Annotated in this window: 19 protein-coding genes; 13 read left to right on the top strand and 6 right to left on the bottom strand. The window is 57.1% G+C overall.

All coding sequences use genetic code 11. The annotated features are described in order from the left end of the window. Positions 1-384 precede the first annotated feature (384 nt). The 3 genes from melA (at position 385) to HII27_RS02435 (ending at position 3511) form a co-directional block, all read left to right on the top strand. On the top strand, positions 385-1740 hold the full coding sequence (melA, locus tag HII27_RS02445; RefSeq protein ID WP_185666397.1) for an alpha-galactosidase: 1356 nt from the start codon (positions 385-387) through the stop codon (positions 1738-1740). 83 nt (positions 1741-1823) lie between these two features. Continuing rightward, on the top strand, positions 1824-3254 hold the full coding sequence (melB, locus tag HII27_RS02440) for a melibiose:sodium transporter MelB (protein WP_185666396.1): 1431 nt from the start codon (positions 1824-1826) through the stop codon (positions 3252-3254). Between the two features lie 2 nt (positions 3255-3256). After that, complete coding sequence (locus HII27_RS02435; protein ID WP_185666395.1) at positions 3257-3511, top strand: SemiSWEET transporter; 255 nt, start codon at positions 3257-3259, stop codon at positions 3509-3511. 28 nt (positions 3512-3539) lie between these two features. Here HII27_RS02435 and HII27_RS02430 read toward each other — a convergent pair whose 3' ends face one another. Beyond that, the gene (locus HII27_RS02430; protein WP_185666738.1) at positions 3540-4163 is read right to left on the bottom strand and encodes a DUF2238 domain-containing protein; all 624 of its coding nucleotides are present in this window, start codon (positions 4161-4163) and stop codon (positions 3540-3542) included. 172 nt (positions 4164-4335) lie between these two features. On the opposite strand from HII27_RS02430, the gene lolC reads away from it, so the two are divergent. From lolC to cobB, 5 genes are read left to right on the top strand one after another with little or no spacing between them, the layout of a single operon-like run. Then, positions 4336-5535, top strand: coding sequence for a lipoprotein-releasing ABC transporter permease subunit LolC (gene lolC, locus HII27_RS02425; protein WP_185666394.1), 1200 nt, complete (start codon positions 4336-4338; stop codon positions 5533-5535). Next, entirely contained in the window at positions 5528-6229 is a 702-nt protein-coding gene (gene lolD, locus HII27_RS02420) for a lipoprotein-releasing ABC transporter ATP-binding protein LolD (protein ID WP_185666393.1), read from the top strand. The genes lolC and lolD overlap by 8 nt, the downstream gene beginning before the upstream one ends. Next, the gene (gene lolE / locus HII27_RS02415) at positions 6229-7473 is read left to right on the top strand and encodes a lipoprotein-releasing ABC transporter permease subunit LolE (protein ID WP_185666392.1); all 1245 of its coding nucleotides are present in this window, start codon (positions 6229-6231) and stop codon (positions 7471-7473) included. The genes lolD and lolE overlap by 1 nt, the downstream gene beginning before the upstream one ends. Positions 7474-7533: 60 nt before the next feature. Beyond that, positions 7534-8445, top strand: a complete 912-nt coding sequence (gene nagK, locus HII27_RS02410; protein ID WP_185666737.1) for an N-acetylglucosamine kinase — start codon at positions 7534-7536, stop codon at positions 8443-8445. Between the two features lie 12 nt (positions 8446-8457). Beyond that, positions 8458-9279, top strand: coding sequence for a Sir2 family NAD+-dependent deacetylase (gene cobB, locus HII27_RS02405; RefSeq protein WP_185666391.1), 822 nt, complete (start codon positions 8458-8460; stop codon positions 9277-9279). A 99-nt stretch (positions 9280-9378) separates the two neighbouring features. On the opposite strand, the gene HII27_RS02400 is transcribed toward cobB, so the two are convergent. Further along, positions 9379-10575 (bottom strand): ROK family transcriptional regulator, encoded by a 1197-nt coding sequence (locus HII27_RS02400; RefSeq protein WP_185666390.1) that lies wholly within the window; start codon positions 10573-10575, stop codon positions 9379-9381. A 114-nt stretch (positions 10576-10689) separates the two neighbouring features. Here HII27_RS02400 and HII27_RS02395 point away from each other — a divergent pair, with 114 nt between their 5' ends. The 3 genes from HII27_RS02395 (at position 10690) to HII27_RS02385 (ending at position 16286) form a co-directional block, all read left to right on the top strand. Next, complete coding sequence (locus HII27_RS02395; protein ID WP_185666389.1) at positions 10690-13947, top strand: DUF5107 domain-containing protein; 3258 nt, start codon at positions 10690-10692, stop codon at positions 13945-13947. 66 nt (positions 13948-14013) lie between these two features. Then, entirely contained in the window at positions 14014-15447 is a 1434-nt protein-coding gene (locus HII27_RS02390; protein ID WP_185666388.1) for a sugar porter family MFS transporter, read from the top strand. Continuing rightward, on the top strand, positions 15447-16286 hold the full coding sequence (locus HII27_RS02385; protein ID WP_185666387.1) for an aldose 1-epimerase: 840 nt from the start codon (positions 15447-15449) through the stop codon (positions 16284-16286). Before HII27_RS02390 ends, HII27_RS02385 begins: the two co-directional genes overlap by 1 nt. 39 nt (positions 16287-16325) lie before the next feature. Here the strand turns inward: HII27_RS02385 and potD are convergent, their stop codons facing one another. Genes potD through potA form a run of 4 tightly spaced genes read right to left on the bottom strand, consistent with a single transcriptional unit; the run spans position 16326 to position 20154 of the window. Continuing rightward, positions 16326-17372, bottom strand: a complete 1047-nt coding sequence (gene potD, locus HII27_RS02380; protein WP_185666386.1) for a spermidine/putrescine ABC transporter substrate-binding protein PotD — start codon at positions 17370-17372, stop codon at positions 16326-16328. A gap of 16 nt (positions 17373-17388) precedes the next feature. Next, positions 17389-18180: a spermidine/putrescine ABC transporter permease PotC gene (gene potC, locus HII27_RS02375; protein ID WP_185666385.1), complete on the bottom strand. Its 792-nt coding sequence runs from the start codon at positions 18178-18180 to the stop codon at positions 17389-17391. Continuing rightward, complete coding sequence (gene potB, locus HII27_RS02370; RefSeq protein WP_185666384.1) at positions 18177-19034, bottom strand: spermidine/putrescine ABC transporter permease PotB; 858 nt, start codon at positions 19032-19034, stop codon at positions 18177-18179. The genes potC and potB overlap by 4 nt, the downstream gene beginning before the upstream one ends. Continuing rightward, positions 19018-20154, bottom strand: a complete 1137-nt coding sequence (potA, locus tag HII27_RS02365; RefSeq protein ID WP_185666383.1) for a spermidine/putrescine ABC transporter ATP-binding protein PotA — start codon at positions 20152-20154, stop codon at positions 19018-19020. The genes potB and potA overlap by 17 nt, the downstream gene beginning before the upstream one ends. A 267-nt stretch (positions 20155-20421) precedes the next feature. On the opposite strand from potA, the gene pepT reads away from it, so the two are divergent. Further along, positions 20422-21648 carry a peptidase T gene (gene pepT, locus HII27_RS02360; RefSeq protein WP_185666382.1) on the top strand — a complete coding sequence of 409 codons (1227 nt, stop codon included), beginning with the start codon at positions 20422-20424 and terminating at the stop codon, positions 21646-21648. 110 nt (positions 21649-21758) lie between these two features. Next, a partial coding sequence (locus tag HII27_RS02355; RefSeq protein WP_185666381.1) for a helix-turn-helix domain-containing protein occupies positions 21759-22165 on the top strand: 407 nt, incomplete at its 3' end.

Below are 22165 nucleotides of genomic sequence, written 5' to 3'. Positions count from 1 at the left end.
ATGACCGTGCTGGCATACTGTCATTGTCTACATTAGCAGCAGTTTGCAAGGGTGGCAATATTTGTCATAAATTTTACCCCCCCCTCTGCTTTTAATCGTCGTACTTGCCATTAGCGCAAAAGCGGCATTTAGCACCACCCTATCTACCAAACGATTCAGGCAATCCTGCATAGAGCGTCTGACCAGTTCGGCGGTTATAAACAGATACTAGCCTGATTAGCAGGCCGGATACTCTGCTTTTTAGTCAATTTACTCCCAAAAACTCAGATCTTGTCGCGAGCGGCATCAGATCTGAGTTTTTGGGAATGCTCATCAGGGAAGACGGAGGTTTTCATCCAGGGCGCGTGCCACGATAAAGGCGTTCACTACTGTTTCTGGAGAGTCATGATGACAGCACCAAAAATTACCTTTATCGGCGCGGGTTCAACCATTTTCGTTAAAAATATCCTGGGCGATGTTTTTCATCGCGAGGCACTTAAATCAGCGCATATCGCCCTGATGGATATCGATGAGACGCGCCTTGAAGAGTCGCACATTGTGGTGCGTAAACTGATGGATTCCGCCGGTGCATCCGGCCATATCACCTGCCATACCGACCGCAAAGCGGCGCTACAGGGCGCTGATTTTGTGGTGGTCGCCTTCCAGATTGGCGGCTACGAGCCGTGCACCGTGACCGATTTTGAGGTCTGCAAACGCCACGGGTTGGAGCAGACCATTGCCGATACCCTCGGGCCTGGCGGCATTATGCGTGCGCTACGCACCATCCCGCACCTGTGGCAAATTTGCGACGACATGACCGAAGTCTGCCCTGATGCCACCATGCTGAACTACGTTAACCCGATGGCGATGAACACCTGGGCCATGTACGCCCGTTATCCGCACATCAAGCAGGTGGGGCTGTGCCACTCGGTACAGGGTACGGCGGAAGAGCTGGCTCGCGACCTGAATATCGACCCTGCCACGCTGCGCTATCGCAGCGCCGGGATTAACCATATGGCGTTCTATCTGGAGCTGGAGCGTAAAACCGCCGACGGTCGCTATGTTAACCTCTACCCAGAACTGCTGGCCGCCTATGACGCGGGGCAGGCGCCGAAACCGAATATTCACGGCAATGAACGCTGCCAGAATATCGTGCGCTATGAGATGTTTAAAAAGCTGGGCTATTTTGTCACCGAGTCGTCAGAGCACTTTGCAGAATACACCCCGTGGTTTATCAAACCGGGGCGCGAGGATCTGATTGAACGCTATAAGGTGCCGCTGGACGAGTATCCAAAACGTTGCGTCGAGCAGTTGGCGAACTGGCATAAAGAGCTGGAAGAGTACAAAACCGCCGACCGCATCGATATCAAACCGTCCCGTGAATACGCTAGCACCATTATGAACGCTATCTGGACCGGTGAGCCGAGCGTGATTTACGGCAACGTTCGTAACGACGGGCTTATCGATAACCTGCCGCAGGGCAGCTGCGTTGAGGTAGCGTGCCTGGTGGATGCCAACGGTATTCAGCCAACCAAAGTGGGTACGATTCCGTCTCATCTGGCGGCTATGATGCAAACCAATATCAACGTGCAGACGCTGCTGACCGAAGCGATTCTGACCGAAAACCGCGACCGCGTTTACCACGCGGCGCTGATGGACCCGCATACCGCCGCAGTGCTGGGCATTGAAGAGATTTACGCGCTGGTGGATGACCTGATTGCCTCACACGGCGATTGGCTGCCGGCCTGGCTGCACCGTTAAGCCCAACTGCGCCGGGCGTAAGACCCGGCGCTTACCTCTCTAATAACAGAAGGCGGGCGCTGGTAACAGCGACCTGGTACCCTATGAGCATCTCTCTGACAACAAAACTCAGTTACGGATTCGGTGCGTTTGGTAAGGATTTCGCCATCGGTATCGTCTACATGTACCTGATGTACTACTACACCGACGTGGTGGGATTATCGGTAGGCCTGGTGGGCACGCTGTTTCTGGTGGCTAAAATCTGGAATGCGTTCAACGACCCGATCATGGGCTGGGTGGTGAACGCTACGCGAACGCGATGGGGCAAGTTTAAGCCGTGGATCCTGCTCGGCACGCTGGCGAACTCGCTGGTGCTGTTTTTACTGTTCAGCGCCCACCTGTTTGAAGGCACTACGCAGGTGGTGTTCGTCTGCATCACCTACATCCTGTGGGGCACGACCTATACCCTGATGGATATTCCGTTCTGGTCGCTGGTACCCACCATTACCCTGGATAAGCGCGAACGCGAACAGCTGGTGCCGTTCCCGCGCTTTTTTGCCAGCCTCGCCGGGTTCGTTACTGCTGGGATTACGCTACCGTTTGTGAACTACGTGGGCGGCGCGGACCGGGGATTTGGCTTCCAGATGTTCACGCTGGTGCTGATCGCGTTCTTTATCGCCTCGACGATTGTCACGCTGCGCAACGTCCATGAAGTCTTCTCGTCAGACAGCGATGCCACGGCGGACAGCAGCCGCCTGTCGCTGAAATCCATTCTCGCCCTCATCTACAAAAACGATCAGCTCTCCTGCCTGTTGGGGATGGCGCTGGCCTACAACGTGGCGTCGAATATCATCACCGGCTTTGCCATTTACTATTTCACCTACGTGGTCGGTGATGCGGATCTGTTCCCGTACTACCTCTCCTATGCCGGGGCGGCCAACCTGCTGACGCTGGTGCTGTTCCCGCGTCTGGCGAAGGCGCTGTCGCGACGAGTGCTGTGGGCGGGGGCGTCACTTCTGCCGATGGTCAGCGGCGGCGTGCTGTTACTGATGGCGCTGGCGGGTTCGGCGAACGTGTTGGTCATCTGCCTTGCGGGGATTTTCCTGAACGTCGGTACCGCGCTGTTCTGGGTTCTGCAGGTGATAATGGTGGCGGATACCGTCGATTACGGCGAGTACAAGTTTAACGTTCGCTGCGAAAGTATCGCCTATGCGGTGCAGACGATGGTGGTGAAGGGCGGGTCGGCGTTTGCCGCCTTCTTTATCGCGGTAGTGCTCGGGGTGATTGGCTATACGCCAAACGTTGCCCAGTCTGCTGAAACCGTGCTCGGTATGCAGTTCATCATGATTGTGCTGCCTGTCGTGTTCTTTGCGATTACCCTGGTGCTCTATTTCCGCTTCTACCGTCTGAACGGCGACCAGTTGCGTAAAATTCAGATTCACCTGTTGGATAAATACCGCAAAGTGCCGACGCCTGCTGCATCGCAAGAGGTGCCGGTCAGGCCGATTCCCGTTACCCGCGATGCGCAGGCGTAAACATGGAGTGGGCTTCCTGGATTGGCTATGCGGCCGCATGCCTGACGACGCTGTCGTTCTTACCGCAGGCCATTAAGGTGATTGCTACCCGCAACACCCAGGGGATCTCCGGCCTGATGTACATTATGTTCGTTTGCGGACTAATAATGTGGCTGATTTACGGCGTGATGATTGAAGATACGGCGGTCAGCATGGCGAATTTGATGACGCTGGTGTTCGCCATGCCGATTTTGATTATCAAGTTCCGACGCGGGTAGGGCGTATTGTGAGGATTGCCGGATGGCGTTAGCGCCATCCGGCAGCTTTTAACTGTCGGCAGTGCCAACCCGCCAGTACGATAACCGTTGTCAGCGCACCCAGCAGGGCACAGAACATATCCGACTGCGTATCCCACAGGTCGCCCTGAGTGCCGAGAAAATCATCTGCACCTTGCCCCATTGCCAACGCCGCCCACCACTCAATCAGCTCGTAGGTTGCGCTAATGGCGAGCGCTACGCAGCAGACCAGAAACGCCAGCATTTTACGCCCGCGTACAATGTGCCCACGCAGCAGGATTTCGCGCGTCGCCAGCGCTGGCACCAGCCCCTGGAAGAAATGCCCCAGTTTGTCGTACGGGTTACGGCTGAGGTCAAGCCAGGCCTGTATGTCAAAGCCAATCGGTACCTTCGCGTAGGTGTACTGACCGCCGACCATCAGAATAATGGCGTGAAAGAAAATCAGCGTGTAAAGCAGCGGGGTGAGGGGATAGCGTTTCGCCGTGAATAGCAGCAGCGGCACAACGATAATCACCGGGGTGACCTCCATCAGCCAGGTCACTTTTTCAGCGGCGTTCACGCCGGTATAAATCAGGAACAGCGCCAGAAGCGCCGCGCCTGCGGATAACAGCAGAGGATTTACGGTGCGGATCATCATGAATTCGCAAATAAAGGGAAAACATCACTATTGTCCGTGACGACCAAAATTTCAATGTTTGCGTCCTTTCGTCAGCGATTGTCAGCCTTGCGCTTACGGTTCAGTCATTTACCCATCCTGCTTTCGCTTATATACTCGTGCATCTGCTTTCAGCAACCAGACGGATTACATGTACCAACCTGTCGCACTATTTATCGGCCTGCGCTACATGCGTGGGCGAGCAGCGGACCGCTTCGGTCGCTTTGTTTCCTGGCTGTCGACTATCGGCATCACGCTTGGCGTGATGGCGCTGGTGACCGTACTTTCGGTGATGAACGGCTTTGAACGCGAGCTGCAAAACAACATTCTGGGGCTGATGCCGCAGGCCATTCTGACAGCCGAACAGGGCTCCCTCAACCCACAACAGCACCCGGAACAGAGCGCGAAGCTTCAGGGCGTAACGCGCGTCGCACCGCTTACCACCGGTGATGTGGTGCTGCAAAGCGCACGTAGCGTTTCGGTCGGGGTGATGCTGGGGATCGACCCGGCGCAAAAAGATCCGCTCACGCCGTACCTGGTCAACGTCAAACAGACCGATCTCACCGCCGGAAAATATAACGTCATTCTCGGCGAACAGCTTGCCGGGCAGCTCGGGGTTAACCGTGGCGATCAAATTCGCGTGATGGTGCCTTCTGCCAGCCAGTTTACGCCGATGGGTCGCCTGCCGAGCCAGCGCTTGTTTACGGTGATTGGTACTTTTGCTGCCAACAGCGAGGTCGACGGTTACCAGATGCTGGTCAATATTCAGGATGCTTCCCGCCTGATGCTCTACCCGCTGGGGAATATCACCGGCTGGCGTCTGTGGCTGGATAAACCGCTGCAGGTGGATACTCTGAGCCAGCAAACATTGCCGCAGGGCACCAAATGGCAGGACTGGCGCGAGCGTAAAGGCGAGCTGTTCCAGGCCGTGCGCATGGAAAAGAACATGATGGGGCTGCTGCTGAGCCTGATCGTCGCCGTTGCCGCGTTTAACATCATCACCTCGCTGGGGCTGATGGTCATGGAGAAGCAGGGCGAAGTCGCCATTCTGCAAACCCAAGGGCTGACGCCGCGACAGATCCTCACCGTCTTTATGGTGCAAGGCGCCAGCGCGGGCATTATTGGCGCGCTGCTAGGCGCGGTGCTTGGCGTGCTGCTGGCTAGCCAGCTCAACAATTTAATGCCGATTATCGGCGCGTTCCTCGACGGTGCGGCGCTGCCGGTTGCCATCGAGCCGCTGCAGGTTATCGTGATTGCGCTGGTGGCGATGGCCCTGGCGCTGCTGTCGACGCTTTACCCTTCCTGGCGCGCTGCCGCCACTCAACCCGCTGAGGCTTTACGTTATGAATAAGATCCTGTTGCAATGCGACAACCTGTGCAAACGCTATCAGGAAGGCAATGTGCAAACCGACGTTCTGCACAATGTCAGCTTCAGCATTGGCGAAGGCGAAATGATGGCGATTGTCGGCACCTCCGGTTCCGGTAAAAGTACGCTGCTGCACCTGCTCGGCGGGCTGGATACGCCAACCACCGGCGACGTGATTTTCAGCGGTCAACCGATGAGTAAGCTCTCTTCGGCGGCGAAAGCTGAATTGCGTAATCAGAAACTCGGTTTTATCTACCAGTTCCACCATCTGCTGCCGGACTTTACCGCGCTGGAAAACGTGGCGATGCCGCTGCTGATTGGCAAGAAGAAAACGGCTGAAATCACCACCCGTGCGCTGGAAATGCTGAAAGCGGTAGGGCTTGAGCATCGCGCGAGCCACCGTCCATCGGAGCTCTCCGGCGGCGAACGTCAGCGCGTGGCGATTGCCCGTGCGTTGGTGAATAACCCACGCCTGGTGCTGGCCGATGAACCAACCGGTAACCTTGATGCGAAAAATGCTGACAGCATCTTCAAACTGCTGGGTGAATTGAATCAGTCGCAGGGCACCGCTTTCCTGGTGGTGACGCACGATCTTCAACTGGCGAAACGAATGGGCCGTCAGCTCGAAATGTGCGATGGCCACCTGAGCGACCAACTGACCCTGATGGGAGCGCATTAATGGCTCCGTCCCTCTCATTACTGATCGGCCTGCGCTTTAGCCGCGGCCGTCGGCGCGGCGGCATGGTGTCGCTGATTTCCGTGATCTCTACGGTCGGCATCGCGCTGGGCGTAGCGGTGCTGATCGTTGGCCTTAGCGCGATGAACGGTTTTGAGCGTGAGCTGAATAACCGCATTCTGGCGGTGGTGCCGCACGGTGAAATTGAAGCGGTGAACCAGCCGTGGAATCACTGGCAGAACGTGTTGCCAAAAGTGGAAGCGGTGAAGGGCATTGAAGCCGCGGCGCCGTACATCAACTTTACCGGCCTGGTCGAGAGCGGCAGCAACCTGCGCGCCATCCAGGTGAAGGGCGTTGATCCCGTGCAGGAGAGCAAGCTCAGCGCGCTGCCGCGTTTTATCCAGGCTGAAGCATGGGCTAATTTTAAAGCCGGTGAACAGCAGATTATTCTCGGCAAAGGCGTGGCCGATGCGCTGAAGGTGAAGGCGGGAGACTGGGTCTCCATCATGATCCCGAACTCGAATCCGGAACATAAGCTGCTGCAGCCAAAACGCGTGCGCCTGCACGTAACGGGGATTCTGCAGCTAAGCGGCCAGCTCGACCACAGCTTTGCGATGATCCCAATGCAGGACGCCCAGCAGTATCTCGACATGGGCGAAAGCATCTCCGGTATCGCCATCAAGGTGAACGACGTCTTTAACGCCAACAAGCTGGTGCGTGACGCAGGCGAAGTGACCAACAATTACGTCTATATCAAAAGCTGGATTGGCACCTACGGCTACATGTACCGCGACATCCAGATGATCCGCGCCATTATGTATCTGGCGATGGTGCTGGTGATCGGCGTGGCCTGCTTTAACATCGTCTCCACGCTGGTGATGGCGGTGAAAGATAAAAGCAGCGATATTGCGGTGCTGCGCACACTGGGCGCCAAAGACGGGCTGATTCGCGCCATTTTCGTGTGGTATGGTTTATTGGCTGGCCTGCTGGGCAGCGTGTGTGGCGTGGTGATTGGGGTGCTTGGCTCCCTGTACCTGACCAACATTATCAACGTGATTGAAAAACTTATTGGTCACCAGTTCTTATCTGGCGACATCTATTTTATCGACTTCCTGCCGTCTGAATTGCACTGGCTGGATGTCGTTTATGTGCTGGTCACGGCACTGTTGCTGAGTCTGCTGGCGAGCTGGTATCCCGCCCGTCGCGCCAGCCGAATCGACCCTGCGAGGGTGCTGAGTGGCCAGTAATTTGACGTCCTGACCGTGTGGCCTTGCTGCTGCGCGCGTCAGTTAGAGGAATGAACCATGATGCATTACGGATTTGACATTGGCGGCAGCAAGATTGCACTTGGCGTATTTGATTCATCGCGCCAGCTACGGTGGGAAACGCGCGTTCCCACGCCGAAAGAGAGCTATGAAAGCTTTCTTGACGCGGTCATCGCACTGGTAAAAGAGGCCGACGAACGCTTTGACTGTCGGGGTACAGTGGGGATAGGCATTCCCGGCATGCCGGAAACCGAGGGCGGTTTGCTGTATGCGGCTAACGTCCCGGCGGCCAGCGGCAAACCGCTGCGCGCAGACTTAAGCCGTTTGCTCGATCGCGACGTCCGTCTGGATAACGACGCCAACTGTTTCGCGATTTCCGAAGCCTGGGACGACGAGTTCACCCAGTATCCGCTGGTGATGGGGCTGATTCTCGGCACCGGCGTTGGCGGCGGTATCGTTCTGAACGGTAAATCGATTACCGGTCATAGCTATATTACCGGCGAGTTTGGCCATATTCGCCTGCCGGTGGATGCGCTGGAAGTGGTGGGGCGTGATTTTCCGCTTACCCGCTGCGGCTGCGGCCAGTCCGGCTGCATTGAAAACTATTTATCCGGTCGTGGTTTTGCGTGGCTGTACGCGCATTTTTATCAGCAGCCGCTGACCTCGCCGGAAATTGTTGCTCTCTGGCAGCAAGGGGATCCTAACGCGCGTGAGCACGTTGAACGCTATCTGGATCTGCTTGCGGTGTGCCTTGGCAACATCCTGACCATCGTCGACCCGGATTTGGTGGTGCTCGGCGGTGGGTTATCTAATTTTACAGCGATCGCCGATGGACTAGCGCAACGCTTACCGCGTCATTTACTGCCTGTAGCCCGTACGCCGCGCATTGAGCGCGCCCGTCACGGTGATGCAGGGGGGATGCGCGGCGCGGCGTTCCTTCATCTGACCAACTAACATGGAGTAGATATGCAGTCGCGCCGCTTACATCGATTGAGCCGTTTTCGTCGGAATAAACGTCAGCTGCGCCAGCGTCTGCGCCAGCGAATTTTCTTTACGGACAGGGTGATGCCAGAAGAGATGGATAAACCAAGAGTGGTCGTACTGACGGGCGCAGGCATTTCGGCGGAGTCGGGCATTCGGACCTTCCGCGCGGCGGACGGGCTGTGGGAAGAGCATCGGGTTGAGGACGTGGCGACGCCGGAAGGCTACCACCGCGATCCTGAGCTGGTGCAACGCTTCTACAACGAACGCCGTCGTCAGCTACAGCAGGCGGAGATTGCGCCGAATCCGGCGCATCTGGCGCTGGCAAGGCTGGAAGAGGCGTTGGGTGAGAACGTGCTGGTGGTGACGCAGAACATCGACAATCTGCATGAACGCGCGGGCAATAAAAACGTGCTGCACATGCACGGCGAACTGCTCAAGGTGCGCTGCACCCAAAGCGGCCAGGTGTTTGACTGGCCGGGCGATCTGACCGTTGACGATCGCTGCCACTGCTGCCAGTTCCCGGCGCCGCTGCGCCCGCATATCGTTTGGTTTGGCGAAATGCCGTTTGAGATGGACCATATCTATATGGCGCTGGCGAGGGCGGATATCTTTATCGCCATCGGCACATCGGGCCACGTCTACCCGGCGGCGGGTTTTGTTCACGAAGCGAAGCTGCACGGTGCGCATACCGTCGAGCTGAACCTTGAGCCAAGCCAGGTCGGCAGTGAATTTGAAGAGAAGCACTATGGTCTGGCAAGCGAAGTGGTGCCAGCGTTTGTGGCGAAGCTGCTGAAAGAAATTTGATGTTTGGGTTATGACAATGAAAAAGCGGAGCTCAGGCTCCGCTTTTTTTATTGCTGTCATCCCGGCGACGCTGCGCTTGGCCGGGCTACATTGTGTTGGTTAAACTTCACTCAGCAATGCCTCGACGTAGAGATAACCGCTGCCCAATAACTGCTGCCCCGGGGTCAATTGACCGAATCCAATCTGCGTGGCCTTAATTTTCGGCGTATCGCCGTGATCGAAAGGGTTAAACCCGGTCTGGCGGATAATGGTGTTCAGCCAGGGTTCGCCAAAGGCACAGCTTCGACCATACAGCCAGATCTGATTAATGTTGAGAATATTCAGAAAGTTATACAAGCTTAGCCCAATAGCGCTGGCCGCGTTTTCCACCCACGCCCGTACCGGACCTTCTCCGCGCCGCCAGGCATCGATCAGCTGTGCGGTGGTGAGGTTATCGGGGTCGAGACTCTGGTTACCAGGACGAGATTTTAACCAGATACGGGCCTGCTTTTTCAACGCACTTAATGACGCCACCGTCTCAAGACAGCCGTAGCGACCGCAGTCACAGGCCATCCCATCGGGGTTGATGATGGTATGGCCAATTTGTCCCGAACCATACAGGCTCCCGCGCCAAATCCTGTCGTTAATCACGAACGATGAACCAATGCCGTAATCGACATTAATCACGCAGAAGTCTTCCAGCGCCGCCGGATTTTGCCATTTCTCCGCCAACGCCAGCATCACACAGTCATTATCCAGACGCACCTGTATGCCCAGTTGTTCTTCCAGCAGATAGCGGATTTCCAGCGGCGCTTTCCACGGTGCCTGCGGCATGGTTTGCGAAACCCCGGTCACCGGGTCGACCTGACCATGTACACCAAGCGCCAGGTTAATGATGGCCTGCGGATGCTGCTTTCTATACCGCCGCCAGTGGGCCGCAATGGCGCTAATCAACGCGGTGGGCTGCGGGGCGCTAATGGTTTCGTGCTGCACGTCGCCGATGGGGAGCAGCCGGCTATCGGCTAACTGGCTGCTGATGTGGGTAGGCGACACGTTCATACACAGCAGCCAGGCGCCATCGGTGGGGATCTGGAAGCTGCCGCTGTTGAGCCCGCGCTGGCTGAGGTTTTCCCGCGAATGGGTAATACGGCCTTCATCCAGCAGCTCCTGCAGAATATTGCTGACTGCCGGGATCGACAGCCCGGTTATCTGCGCCAGCCGGGACTTACTGAGCTGCTTTTCGCGCCATAAATGACCAAGAAATACCTGCTTATTGGTCTGCCTGACCCGGGCATTATTAAAACCGGTTCGCAACATTTACTTAACTCCCTTAACTGTATTGCGTGAGCATTGCGCATTTTAACCGCGACATGCTCAGCCAGAATGTTGTCATTCCCCCATTTCACTTCAATTTATTTAGTGGAGAGCTGAATGTACAGTGCAGTGAAGGTTTGGCAAGAAACCGTATCCCTCCCGACATGGACCACCGGCGCCGAAGATCCTAACCCCATGTTTCTCGAAAAACGCGTCTATCAGGGCTCATCTGGCGCGGTCTGGCCTTATGGGGTGATTGATACCCTGACCGGTGAGCGTGAAATGCGCGACTACCAGGCGGTCTGGATGGAGAATGATTTCATCCGCGTCATGCTGCTACCGGAGCTCGGTGGGCGTATTCATCGTGCCTACGATAAAGTCCGTGAGCGTGACTTTGTCTACTACAACGAAGTGGTGAAACCGGCGCTGGTTGGTCTGCTGGGACCGTGGATCTCCGGTGGTATCGAGTTTAACTGGCCGCAGCATCACCGCCCGACCACCTTTATGCCGGTTGACGTCACTATCCAGGCAGGCAAGCAGGGCGAACAGACGGTATGGATGGGCGAAGTGGAGCCGATGCGCGGTCTGCAGGTGATGGCGGGCTTCACGCTGTATCCGGACCGGGCGCTCATTGAAATTACCGGTAAGGTCTTTAACGGCAACGCCACTCCGCGTCATTTCCTCTGGTGGGCTAACCCGGCGGTGAAGGGCGGTGACGATCACCAGAGCATCTTCCCACCGGACGTGACCGCCGTTTTCGACCACGGCAAGCGCGCCGTATCGGCATTCCCTATCGCCACCGGGACGTATTACAAGGTGGACTACTCGGCTGGCGTGGATATCTCACGCTATAAAAACGTGCCGGTACCGACCTCCTATATGGCGGAAAAATCAGACTATGACTTTGTTGGCGCCTACCATCACGGCGAACATGGCGGGCTGCTGCACGTTGCAGACCATCACGTCTCACCGGGCAAAAAACAGTGGAGCTGGGGCTACGGTGATTTTGGCCAGGCCTGGGATCGCAACCTGACCGATGAGAACGGCCCGTACATTGAACTGATGACCGGGGTCTACACCGATAATCAGCCTGACTTCACCTGGCTGGCCCCGTTTGAAGAGAAGGTCTTTGTGCAGAACTTCCTGCCATATGGTGAATTGGGGCGGGTGCACAACGCCAGCACGACCCTGGCTATCAAACTGGAACGCCAGGACGATAACATCACGCTGGGCGTCTACGCCGTGGCCCCACTGCATGAAGTCAGCGTTGTGCTGACGGCAGAGGGCGAATCGCAGTGGGAGACCGTTATCTCATTAACGCCGGGGGAAAGCTGGCAGCAGACGCTGCCGTCGCCGGGGCCGCAACGTTTATCGCTGGCAGTGCTTGATACCACCGGAACCACGCTGCTGCGCTACGACGAACATATTCCACAGGAGACCCCGCTGCCGGATGCTGCACAAGCCCCGGCGCAGCCAGAGGCGCTTGATAACCCGGATGAACTCTATTTCATCGGCCAGCACCTTGAGCAGTATAACCATGCCAGCCGTCATGCGCAGGACTACTACCGTCGTGCGCTGGCTATCGACCCTCACGACTATCGCAATAACGTCGCGCTCGGTACGCTGGCGCTGAATGCTGCCGACTGGGTGCAGGCGCAGCAGTGCGCGGAAGCCGCGCTGGTGCGCACGCATCGTCTGAATAAAAACCCGCGCGATGGTGAGGCTAGTTGGCTGCTGGCAACGGCGCTGGAGCGTCAGGGTAACGACGATGCGGCATGGGATAGCTATTACAAAGCGAGCTGGAGCGGTAACTGTCGCGATGCGGCCTTCTGGGCGCTGGCGCGACTGGCGATGAAGCGCGGTGACTATGCTGATGCGCTGGAAAAAGTGGAGAAAAGCCTGCTGTTTAACGGCAGCAACAACCTGGCGATGGGGCTGAAGGCGCTGGTTCTGGCGCGTCTCGGTCGGGAAGACGAAGCGCTGCGCTGGACTGCCCAACAGCTTTCACACTATCCGCTGAGCTACCCGCTGCACTATGCGCGCTTTGCGATCCGTGGTGATGCTGCCGATCGTGATGCTCTGCTGCAGGTGACGGGACAGCGCGGAACCAACGCCAGCATTCTGGCCGGCTGGCTTGTCTCGCTGGGCCTGCGCGAGGACGCGCGAACGCTGCTGGCCGTTCTCGATAGCCAGGAGACGCTGCCGCTGCTGTGGCGCGCGGCGCTGGGCGACGATCGTGCTGCCAACCTGCAACGGGCGCGGCAGGCCTTTGCCCGCCGGGTGCGCTTCCCTAACACCCTGGATGAAGTGCAGATGCTGCAACAACTCCAGGACTCACCTTTTGCTATCTGGCTGCTGGGCTGCTTCTGGTACAGCAAACGTCGTTACGACGAAGCGGTAGCCTGCTGGCAGCAAACCCTGACGCTGGAACCGACCTTTGCCCCGGCTCACCGTCTGCTGGGTATCTGGCAGTGGAACAAACAGCACGATGCCGATGCAGCGGCGCAAAGTCTGGCGCAAGCGGTGGCGCTGGAACCCGAGAATGCGCGCTTCCTGTTTGAGCTGGACTGTCTTGCGAAGCTGAACGCAGAAAGCGTTGAGACCCGATTAACTCGGCTTAATGACCGCCTGAGCGTGGTCTTCCGCCGCGACGATCTGACCGCCGAGCTGCTCAGCCTGTGGCATGCCCACGGTGATTATGACGCTGCCGCAGAGGTACTGCGCGACCGTGTCTTCCATCCATGGGAAGGCGGTGAGGGGAAGGTTACCGGCCAGTATTTGCTCAACCAGATGCATCGGGCGTTAGCACAGGACGATCCCCACAAGGCCACCGCACTGCTGGAAGCCGCGCTGCACTACCCGCATAACCTTGGTGAAGGCCGCCTGCCGGGGCAAACGGATAACGACATCTGGTATCTGCTGGGTGTCTATGCCTCTCAGATGGGCCAGCACGAACAGGCGCGGTACTACTTCAGCCGTGCCCGTGACGGCGAATCGGTGCTGGAGGCCGGACGATACTACAACGACCAGCCTGCCGACTACCTCTTCTGGCAGGGGATGGCGCGCCGGGTTCTCGGCGATCACGCCGGGGCTGACGCGCATTTCCGCAGCTTTATCCATTGGGCTGAAGCGAATCGTGATATTGCGCCGGAGAGTGATTTCTTCGCGGTGTCCTTGCCGGACCTGGTGGCGCTGGATAGCGATAGTCGCCAGCAGCATCAGCAGCACTGTCTGTTTATCGAGGCGCTGGGCTGGCTGGGGCTGGGAGAACGTGAACGCGCCAGTGAATTGCTGACCCGCCTGCTGGCGCTGAATCCGGCTCATGACAAAGCACACCTGTTCCGTCATGTGTTGAAACGCGAGCTGTTGCCATAACATAACAGCGGGTGGCACGAGCCACCCGCCACTCTGACCCTGCGTTTTCCGACTGAGGAAATCAACATGAAAGCTACAGAATTAAAAATGGGGTACGTCTGGACCATCTGCCTGGTCGCCGCCTGCGGCGGGCTGCTATTTGGCTATGACTGGGTGGTGATCGGCGGTGCCAAGCCGTTCTATGAAGCCTATTTCAATATCACCGATCCGGCGCAGTCCGGGTGGGCGATGAGCTCGGCGCTAGTGGGTTGCGTGCTCGGCGCGCTGGTTTCGGGCTGGTGTGCCGACAAATTTGGTCGCCGACTGCCGCTTATTCTGGCGGCCATTCTCTTCAGCGCGTCGGCGTGGGGAACGGCGATGGCCAGCAACTTTGACATGTTTGTGGTGTATCGCATCGTCGGCGGCGTCGGGATTGGGCTGGCCTCTGCGCTCAGCCCACTCTATATCGCCGAAGTGAGCCCGGCGGAAAAACGCGGTCGCTTTGTGGCTATCAACCAACTGACTATCGTGATTGGCGTGCTGGCGGCGCAGCTGGTGAACCTGCTGATTGCCGAGCCGGTCGCCGCCGGGGCAACCCAGCAGGCGATTGTTGAAAGCTGGAACGGGCAAACGGGCTGGCGCTGGATGTTTGGCGCGGAGCTTCTGCCTGCGGTGGCTTTTTTACTGCTGCTGTTTATCGTACCGGAATCGCCGCGCTGGCTGATGAAGGCCGGGAAAGAGGCTCGCGCCCGCCAGATGCTGGAACGCATTGGTTCACCGGAATACGCCAGCCGTACCCTGAACGATATCGCCCATACGCTGGCGAAAGACAGCCAGCGGGTTGCTTTCTCTACGCTGTTACAGCCGCAGGTTAAGCCGGTCGTTATCATGGGCGTCGTACTGGCTATCTTCCAGCAGTGGTGCGGCATCAACGTGATTTTCAACTATGCGCAGGAGATTTTTGCCTCCGCCGGGTTTGATATCAACGGCACGCTGAAATCGATAGTCGCAACCGGGATTATCAACCTGGTCTTCACCATCGCCGCGCTGCCGCTGGTGGATAAACTGGGGCGTCGCAAGCTGATGCTGCTGGGGGCGAGCGGCTTAACGGTTATCTACGCGTTGATTGCCGGAGCCTACGCGCTGGGCATTATGGGCTGGCCGGTGCTGCTGCTGGTGCTGGCGGCGATCGCCATTTATGCGCTGACGCTGGCGCCGGTCACCTGGGTGCTGCTGGCGGAGATTTTCCCTAACCGCGTGCGTGGGCTGGCGATGTCATTGGCAACATTGGCGCTGTGGGTGGCCTGTTTCCTGCTGACCTATACCTTCCCGCTACTGAACGCCGGGCTGGGCGCAGCAGGCAGCTTCACGCTCTATGGTGTTATTTGCGCGCTGGGCTATCTCTACATCCTGCGTAACGTGCCTGAGACGAAAGGCGTGACCCTGGAGGCGCTCGAAGAGCAGCTGGCGGCGGGCCACCAGAAAAGCGCAACGGCAACCAATACCGGTCGGGCGCACTGATGACCGAACTGCTGCTTGAGAATGCGCATCTGCGGATGCGCATTACCCCGCAAGGTGGCGCCGTGCAGAGTCTCGAGCGGGTGGCTGACGGCCAGCCGCTACTGCGGGCAGGGAAGGGGGCGCGGCCGGATGATGTGGCCCTGTTTCCCATGCTTCCGGTGGCGAACCGAGTACGCGACAATCGCTTTAGCCTGGCGGGAGAGCGGATAACGCTGCCGGACTCCCCGGTGGATAACGACTTCTTCCTGCATGGCGACGGCTGGGTAAGCCGCTGGACGGTGGTATCACAGGCGGCGCAACGCTGCGTTCTGACCCTGAGCCAGCGGCACCGCTGCGGCTTCGATTACCAGGCCGAGCTGAGCTATACGCTGGTAGAAGCACGTTTGCAGGTGGCGATAACGCTGCGCCATCGCGGGGCCAAACCGATGCTGTATGGTATGGGGATCCACCCGTTCTTTACCCTAGATAGCGACACGACGCTGACATTCTCTTCTGCTGGTTACTGGCCAGAAGGGGAACGACATTTACCTGAGCGATGGCAGCCTGTGCTGCCTGAAGACGCCGACTTTAATCGGCCTGCGCCGGTCGCCGACCGCTGGCAAAATGTCGGCTATTCGGGCTGGGGCGGCGTGGCGACGCTACGGCGATCGGACATGACGGTACAGTTAACGGCCCGTACGCCCTGGCTGATGTTGTATCACCCACCAGGCGAAGCGTTTGTCTGTCTTGAACCGCAAACCCATCCGGTCGATGCGCATTCGATGGACGGACAGCCGGGGTTAGTGTTGCTGAGTGCGGGAGAGGAGATGCATTTTACGGCGGAGATAGCGCTGGTGTAGCCCGGCGGCGCGGTGCCTGCCGGGCTAGCGGGGCGATAATTAACGTCCCGCTTTTAGCTTCTGGTAATACTCTTCATACAGCGTGCTGGCGCTGCCGACATCGTTCTGCCATTCGCCTTTGTTAATGGTCTCGGCATCCGGGTAGAGCGATTTGTCGTTGGCGACCTCCGGGCTCAGCAGCTTGCGCGCCGCCAGGTTTGGCGTTGGGTAGCCGATGGTTTCCGCCACCTCTTTTGCCACGTCCGGGCGCAGCAGGAAGTTAATCAGCTTCAGCGCGCCCTCTTTGTTTTTGGCATTGGCCGGAATAGCGAGGCTGTCCATCCAGAAGATACCGCCTTCTTTCGGCCACACCACTTCCAGCGGCGTACCGGCCTGACGGGCCACGAACGCAGAACCGTTCCATACCATCCCCAGATTCACTTCGCCTTCCATATACGGGTTAGCCGGGTTGTCGGAGTTGAACGCTGCCACGTTTGGCATCAGCTTTTTCAGCTCGTTGTAGGCCGCTTCAATCTCTTTCGGGTCGGTAGTGTTACCGGAGTAGCCGAGCTTGCGCAGCGCCACCTGGAATACTTCACGGGCATCGTCGGTCAGCAGCAGGCTGCCTTTATATTCCGGCTTCCACAGGTCGGCCCAACTGGTGACGGTTTTCGGGTCAATGGCATCGCTGTTGATACCAATCGCCGTTGCGCCCCAGATGTAGGGGATCGAGTAGTCGTTGTTCGGATCGAACGGCTTGTTGAGCATCTCCGGGTCGAGGTTCTTAAAGTTGCTCAACTGACTTTTATCGATCTTCTGGATCATGCCCTCTTTGCGCATTTTGTCGACAAAGTAGGTCGACGGCACCACCAGATCGTAGGCGCCGTCTTTGTAGGTCTTAAGCTTGGCGTACATGGTTTCGTTCGACTCGTAGGTCGAATAGATAACCTTGATGCCGGTCTCTTTGGTGAACTGTTCCAGAAGGCCTGGCGGCACGTACTCTGTCCAGTTATAGAAATAGAGCGTTTTGCTATCGTCCGCGTGGGCCGCACTCATGCCGAGCGCTAAAGCACCTGCCGCGAGCAGGTGGCGTGACCATTTTTTCATTTTACGTCCCCTGAGTTTAGTGCCTGACCTTCAGGCTCTTGGTTTTATCTCGTGCAATCAGCTGGCTGGCAATGACCATCACCAGCGACAGCACCAGCAAAATCGTCGCCAGTGCGTTCACTTCCGGTGAAACGCCAACTTTCACCATCGAGTAGATCTTCAGCGGCAGAATTTCATAGCTTGGCCCGGTCACGAACGACGAGACCACCACGTCATCCATCGACAGGGTAAAGCTTAACAACCAGCCTGCGGCCACCGCTGGCAGCGCCAGCGGCAGAATAATTTTGCGCAGAATGGTCAGTTCGCTGGCGCCCAGGTCTTTCGCCGCTTCCAGCATACGCACGTCAAAGCCTTTGAGGCGCGAGTAGACGGTGACCACCACAAACGGCAGGCAGAAGGTGATATGCGAGAACAGCAGCGACCAGAAGCCCAGTTGAATACCGAGCAGCATAAACAGCACCAGCAGGGAAATCGCCATCACGATATCCGGTGACATCATCACCACGAACAGCATGCCGCTGACGAACGGTTTGCCGCGAAAGCGATAGCGGTAGAGCGCCACGGCGGTGAGCGAGCCAATCAGCGTGGCGGCGGTGGCGGAGAAAATCGCCATCGTCAGCGAGTGCTGGGCCGCCTGTAGCAGGCTGTCGTTGTTCATCAGCAGGCTGTACCACTTGGTGGTGAAGCCCTGCCAGTTGATCCCGAAGCGCGAACTGTTAAACGAGTTGACGATCAAAATAATAATCGGGATGTACAGATAGGCATAAATGGCGGACATAAAGCCGCCGCGCAGCAGTCGACCGATCATTCCAGCTCCACCTTCTTGTTCAGCAGGCGCGAAGCGCGCCAGTACACCAGCAGCATCAGCCCCATCACCACGGTCAGCGTAATGCTGGTGGCCGCGCCAAACGGCCAGTCGCGGATGTTGAGGAACTGGCTCTTGATGACGTTACCAATCAGCAGGTTTTTCGCGCCGCCCATCAGGTCGGAAACGTAGAACAGCCCCATTGCCGGTAACATTACCAGCAGGCAGCCGGCGATAATCCCCGGCATGGTCAGCGGAATGATGATGCGGATAAAGGTTTGCAGCTTGCTGGCGCCGAGGTCTTTCGCCGCTTCCAGCAGCGGTTTATCGAGCTTTTCAATGCTGGAGTAGAGCGGCATTACCATAAACGGCAGCAGAATATAGACGAGGCCGATAATCACCGCGCTGGGGGTGAACATGATGCGGATAGGGGTATCAATAATGCCTAGCCATAGCAGGAATTCGTTGAGGTAGCCCTTAGTGCTGAGGAAAATTTTCAGCCCGTAGATGCGAATCAGCGAGTTGGTCCAGAAGGGAACAATCAGCAAGAACAGCAGTAGCGGGCGCACGTTATGCGGCAGGCGCGCCAGAAACCAGGCGAAGGGATAGCCCAGCACCAGGCACGCCAGCGTAGCGATAAACGCCATGTTCAGCGAGTGCAGCAGCACCTCGGCATATAGCGGGTCAAGCAGCCGGGCGTAGTTGTCCAGGGTAAAGACCATCTGGACGAAGTTGGCATCATCACGCGTCAGGAAACTGGTGATGATGATCATCAGGTTGGGCAGGAACACAAACAGCACAAGCCAACCGACGATGGTGGCAATCACCACATTCTGGAACTTACTTGTGCTCTTCATCAGCCAGTACAACCTCCCAGCTTTCTACCCAATTAATCGCCATTTTCTGATCTAACGAGTGGTCAAAGTCGGGGTCGTCTTCGTTGAAGAATTCGCTGACCATCACCATCTTGCCGTTCTCAAGCTCCACCACTGACTCCAGCGTCATGCCCTTATAGTTACGCTCGCGCACGTAGCCAATCAGGCCGTCGACGTCGGTGCCGTCGTGAATTTCATCGACGCGCAGATCTTCCGGGCGCAGCAGAACGTTGAGCTTCTGCCCTGGGGTGACCGGGAATTTGACGTCAATATTGCATTCGCGGCCTTCGACGCTGGCGCGAACGCGCAGCTCGTCGAGACGCTCAATAACGGTGGCGTTGAAGATATTAATCTCGCCAATAAAGCTCGCCACGAACAGATTCTTCGGCTCTTCGTAGATTTCGCGCGGCGTGCCGTCCTGCTCAATTTTGCCGTCGCGCATCACCACGATACGGTCGGACATGGTCAGGGCTTCTTCCTGATCGTGGGTGACGAACACGAAGGTGATCCCGAGCTTGCGCTGCAGCGCTTTCAGTTCGTTCTGCATCTGCTTACGCAGCTTGTAGTCGAGCGCGGAGAGGGATTCATCAAGCAGCAGCAGGCTCGGCTTGTTGACCACGGCGCGGGCAATGGCGACGCGCTGTTGCTGCCCGCCGGAGAGCTGGTGCGGTTTACGCTGGGCAAACTCTTCAAGCTGCACCATACGCAGCGCATCGTGAACCCGTGGGCTGATGTCGTTTGCCGGGGTTTTCTGCATCCGCAGGCCGAAGGCGACGTTTTCGAAAACGGTCATATGCGGGAAGAGCGCGTAGCTCTGGAACACGGTATTGACGTGGCGGTTTTCGGCGGGCACGTCGGTGATGTCCTGGTTTTCCAGATGGATGGTCCCGGCATCGACGTTTTCCAGCCCAGCGATAAGGCGAAGAACGGTTGTTTTACCGCAGCCAGAGGGGCCAAGCAGCGTGAGGAACTCGCCGTTATTGATGGTCAGGTTCAGATCGGAGATGACCGTTTTTCCATCGAAATCTTTGCGAATTCCCGCCAGTTGCACCAGCGGTGAAAGCGAACGCGATTTTGTATTCAATTTCTTACTCTGTCCCATGTCAACACACCGGATGGCTTACCGATGCGGGGTTTGTGGTTATCCACCTTTAGACGTTTAGAGGTCTGAGATTTATTAATAAGGGCTGGCATTCTACGGCAAACGATACCCAATCGCCAATCCTTGTCTAAGCTACCTTAGGTATATCTGATGATTAGCGATGAATTGATGAAAAAAATGGCCTTTGCCGGGCTAAAAGTGACCTGACGCAATATTTGTGTTTTCCTGCTTATTGATAATGTTGTCACAAAAAGTGAGGGTGGCTACATGGATAAATTGCTTGAGCGTTTTTTGCAGTACGTTTCACTGGACACACAGTCGAAGCCCGGCGTGCGTCAGGTGCCGAGTACCGAAGGGCAGTGGAAACTATTACATCTGCTCAAAGAGCAATTGGAAACAATGGGGCTGGTTAACATCACGCTGAGCGAGAAGGGAACGGTGATGGGCACCCTCCCGGCGAACGTCAGCGGCGATATTCCGGCGATCGGTTTTATCTCCCATGTTGATACCGCTCCGGATTTCAGCGGCAAAAACGTCAATCCGCAAATTGTTGAAAACTATCGCGGCGGCGATATCGCGCTGGGGATCGGTGATGAAGTGCTGTCGCCGGTGATGTTCCCGGTGCTGCATCAACTGCTGGGGCAAACGCTTATCACCACCGACGGCAAAACGCTGCTGGGTGCCGATGATAAAGCCGGTATTGCCGAAATCATGACCGCGCTGGCGGTGCTGAAAGAGAAAAACATTCCGCACGGCGATATTCGCGTGGCGTTTACCCCGGATGAAGAGGTCGGCAAAGGGGCGAAGCACTTTGATGTTGAAGCCTTTAACGCCCAGTGGGCCTATACCGTAGACGGCGGTGGTGTGGGCGAGCTGGAGTTTGAGAACTTTAACGCGGCCTCTATTACCATCAAGATTGTCGGTAACAACGTGCATCCGGGTACCGCGAAAGGGGTGATGGTCAACGCGCTGTCGCTGGCGGCCCGCATTCACGCGGAAGTGCCGGCCGACGAGAGCCCGGAAACCACCGAAGGCTACGAAGGCTTCTACCATCTCACCAGCATCAAAGGCTCGGTGGATCGCGCGGAGATGCACTACATCGTGCGTGATTTCGACCGCAAGCAGTTTGAAGCGCGTAAGCGCAAGATGATGGAGATAGCTAAGAAGGTGGGGAAAGGTCTGCACCCGGATTGCTATATTGAGCTGATTATTGAAGACAGCTATTACAATATGCGCGAAAAGGTGGCCGATCATCCTTATATTCTGGATATTGCCCAGCAGGCGATGCGCGATTGCGACATCGAGCCGGATCTCAAACCGATTCGCGGCGGCACCGACGGTGCGCAGCTGTCGTTTATGGGACTTCCGTGCCCGAACCTCTTTACCGGCGGCTATAACTACCACGGCAAGCACGAGTTTGTGACCCTGGAAGGGATGGAGAAGGCGGTGCAGGTGATTGTGCGTATCGCGGAGCTGACGGCGAAACGCGGTTAACCAGTAAAGAAAACCCGGGGTCGCATTCGGTACAAACCGGGAACATAGGTAACACTTTAGACCGGATACATGGGTAACAGTTATAACAGGCATAGAAGAGGAGACTCGCTATGCCCTGGACTGAGACCCGACCTATGCAACGTCTTGATTTTATCCGTGCCAGCCACGCTGGCACGATGTCTTTCTCCGCACTCTGCCGTCTCTTCGGCATCAGTCGTAAAACGGGCTATAAATGGCTCGGGCGTTTCGACCCTTCAGAGCCTGCGACGCTTTTCGACCGCTCACGCGCGCCACTCTCACATTCCCGCACCGTCCCGCCAGATATTGCTGCCCATCTGATGGCATTACGGCAAAAACATCCTGACTGGGGACCTAAAAAACTGCGGATGTGGCTCCTTAATCATCAGGCCGACTTCCCGGTCCCGGCTGCCAGCACTATCGGCGATATCCTCAAACGCCAGGGGATGGTTCCGGACAGAAAGCGCAAACACAGAACGCCCGGGAATCGTCAGCCGCT

The organism is Kluyvera sichuanensis (genome assembly GCF_014218705.1).
In the GTDB taxonomy this organism is placed as follows: Bacteria; Pseudomonadota; Gammaproteobacteria; order Enterobacterales; family Enterobacteriaceae; genus Kluyvera; species Kluyvera sichuanensis.
The sequence above is the reverse complement of the archived record's forward strand: the minus strand, read 5'-3'. Positions and strand labels throughout refer to the sequence as shown.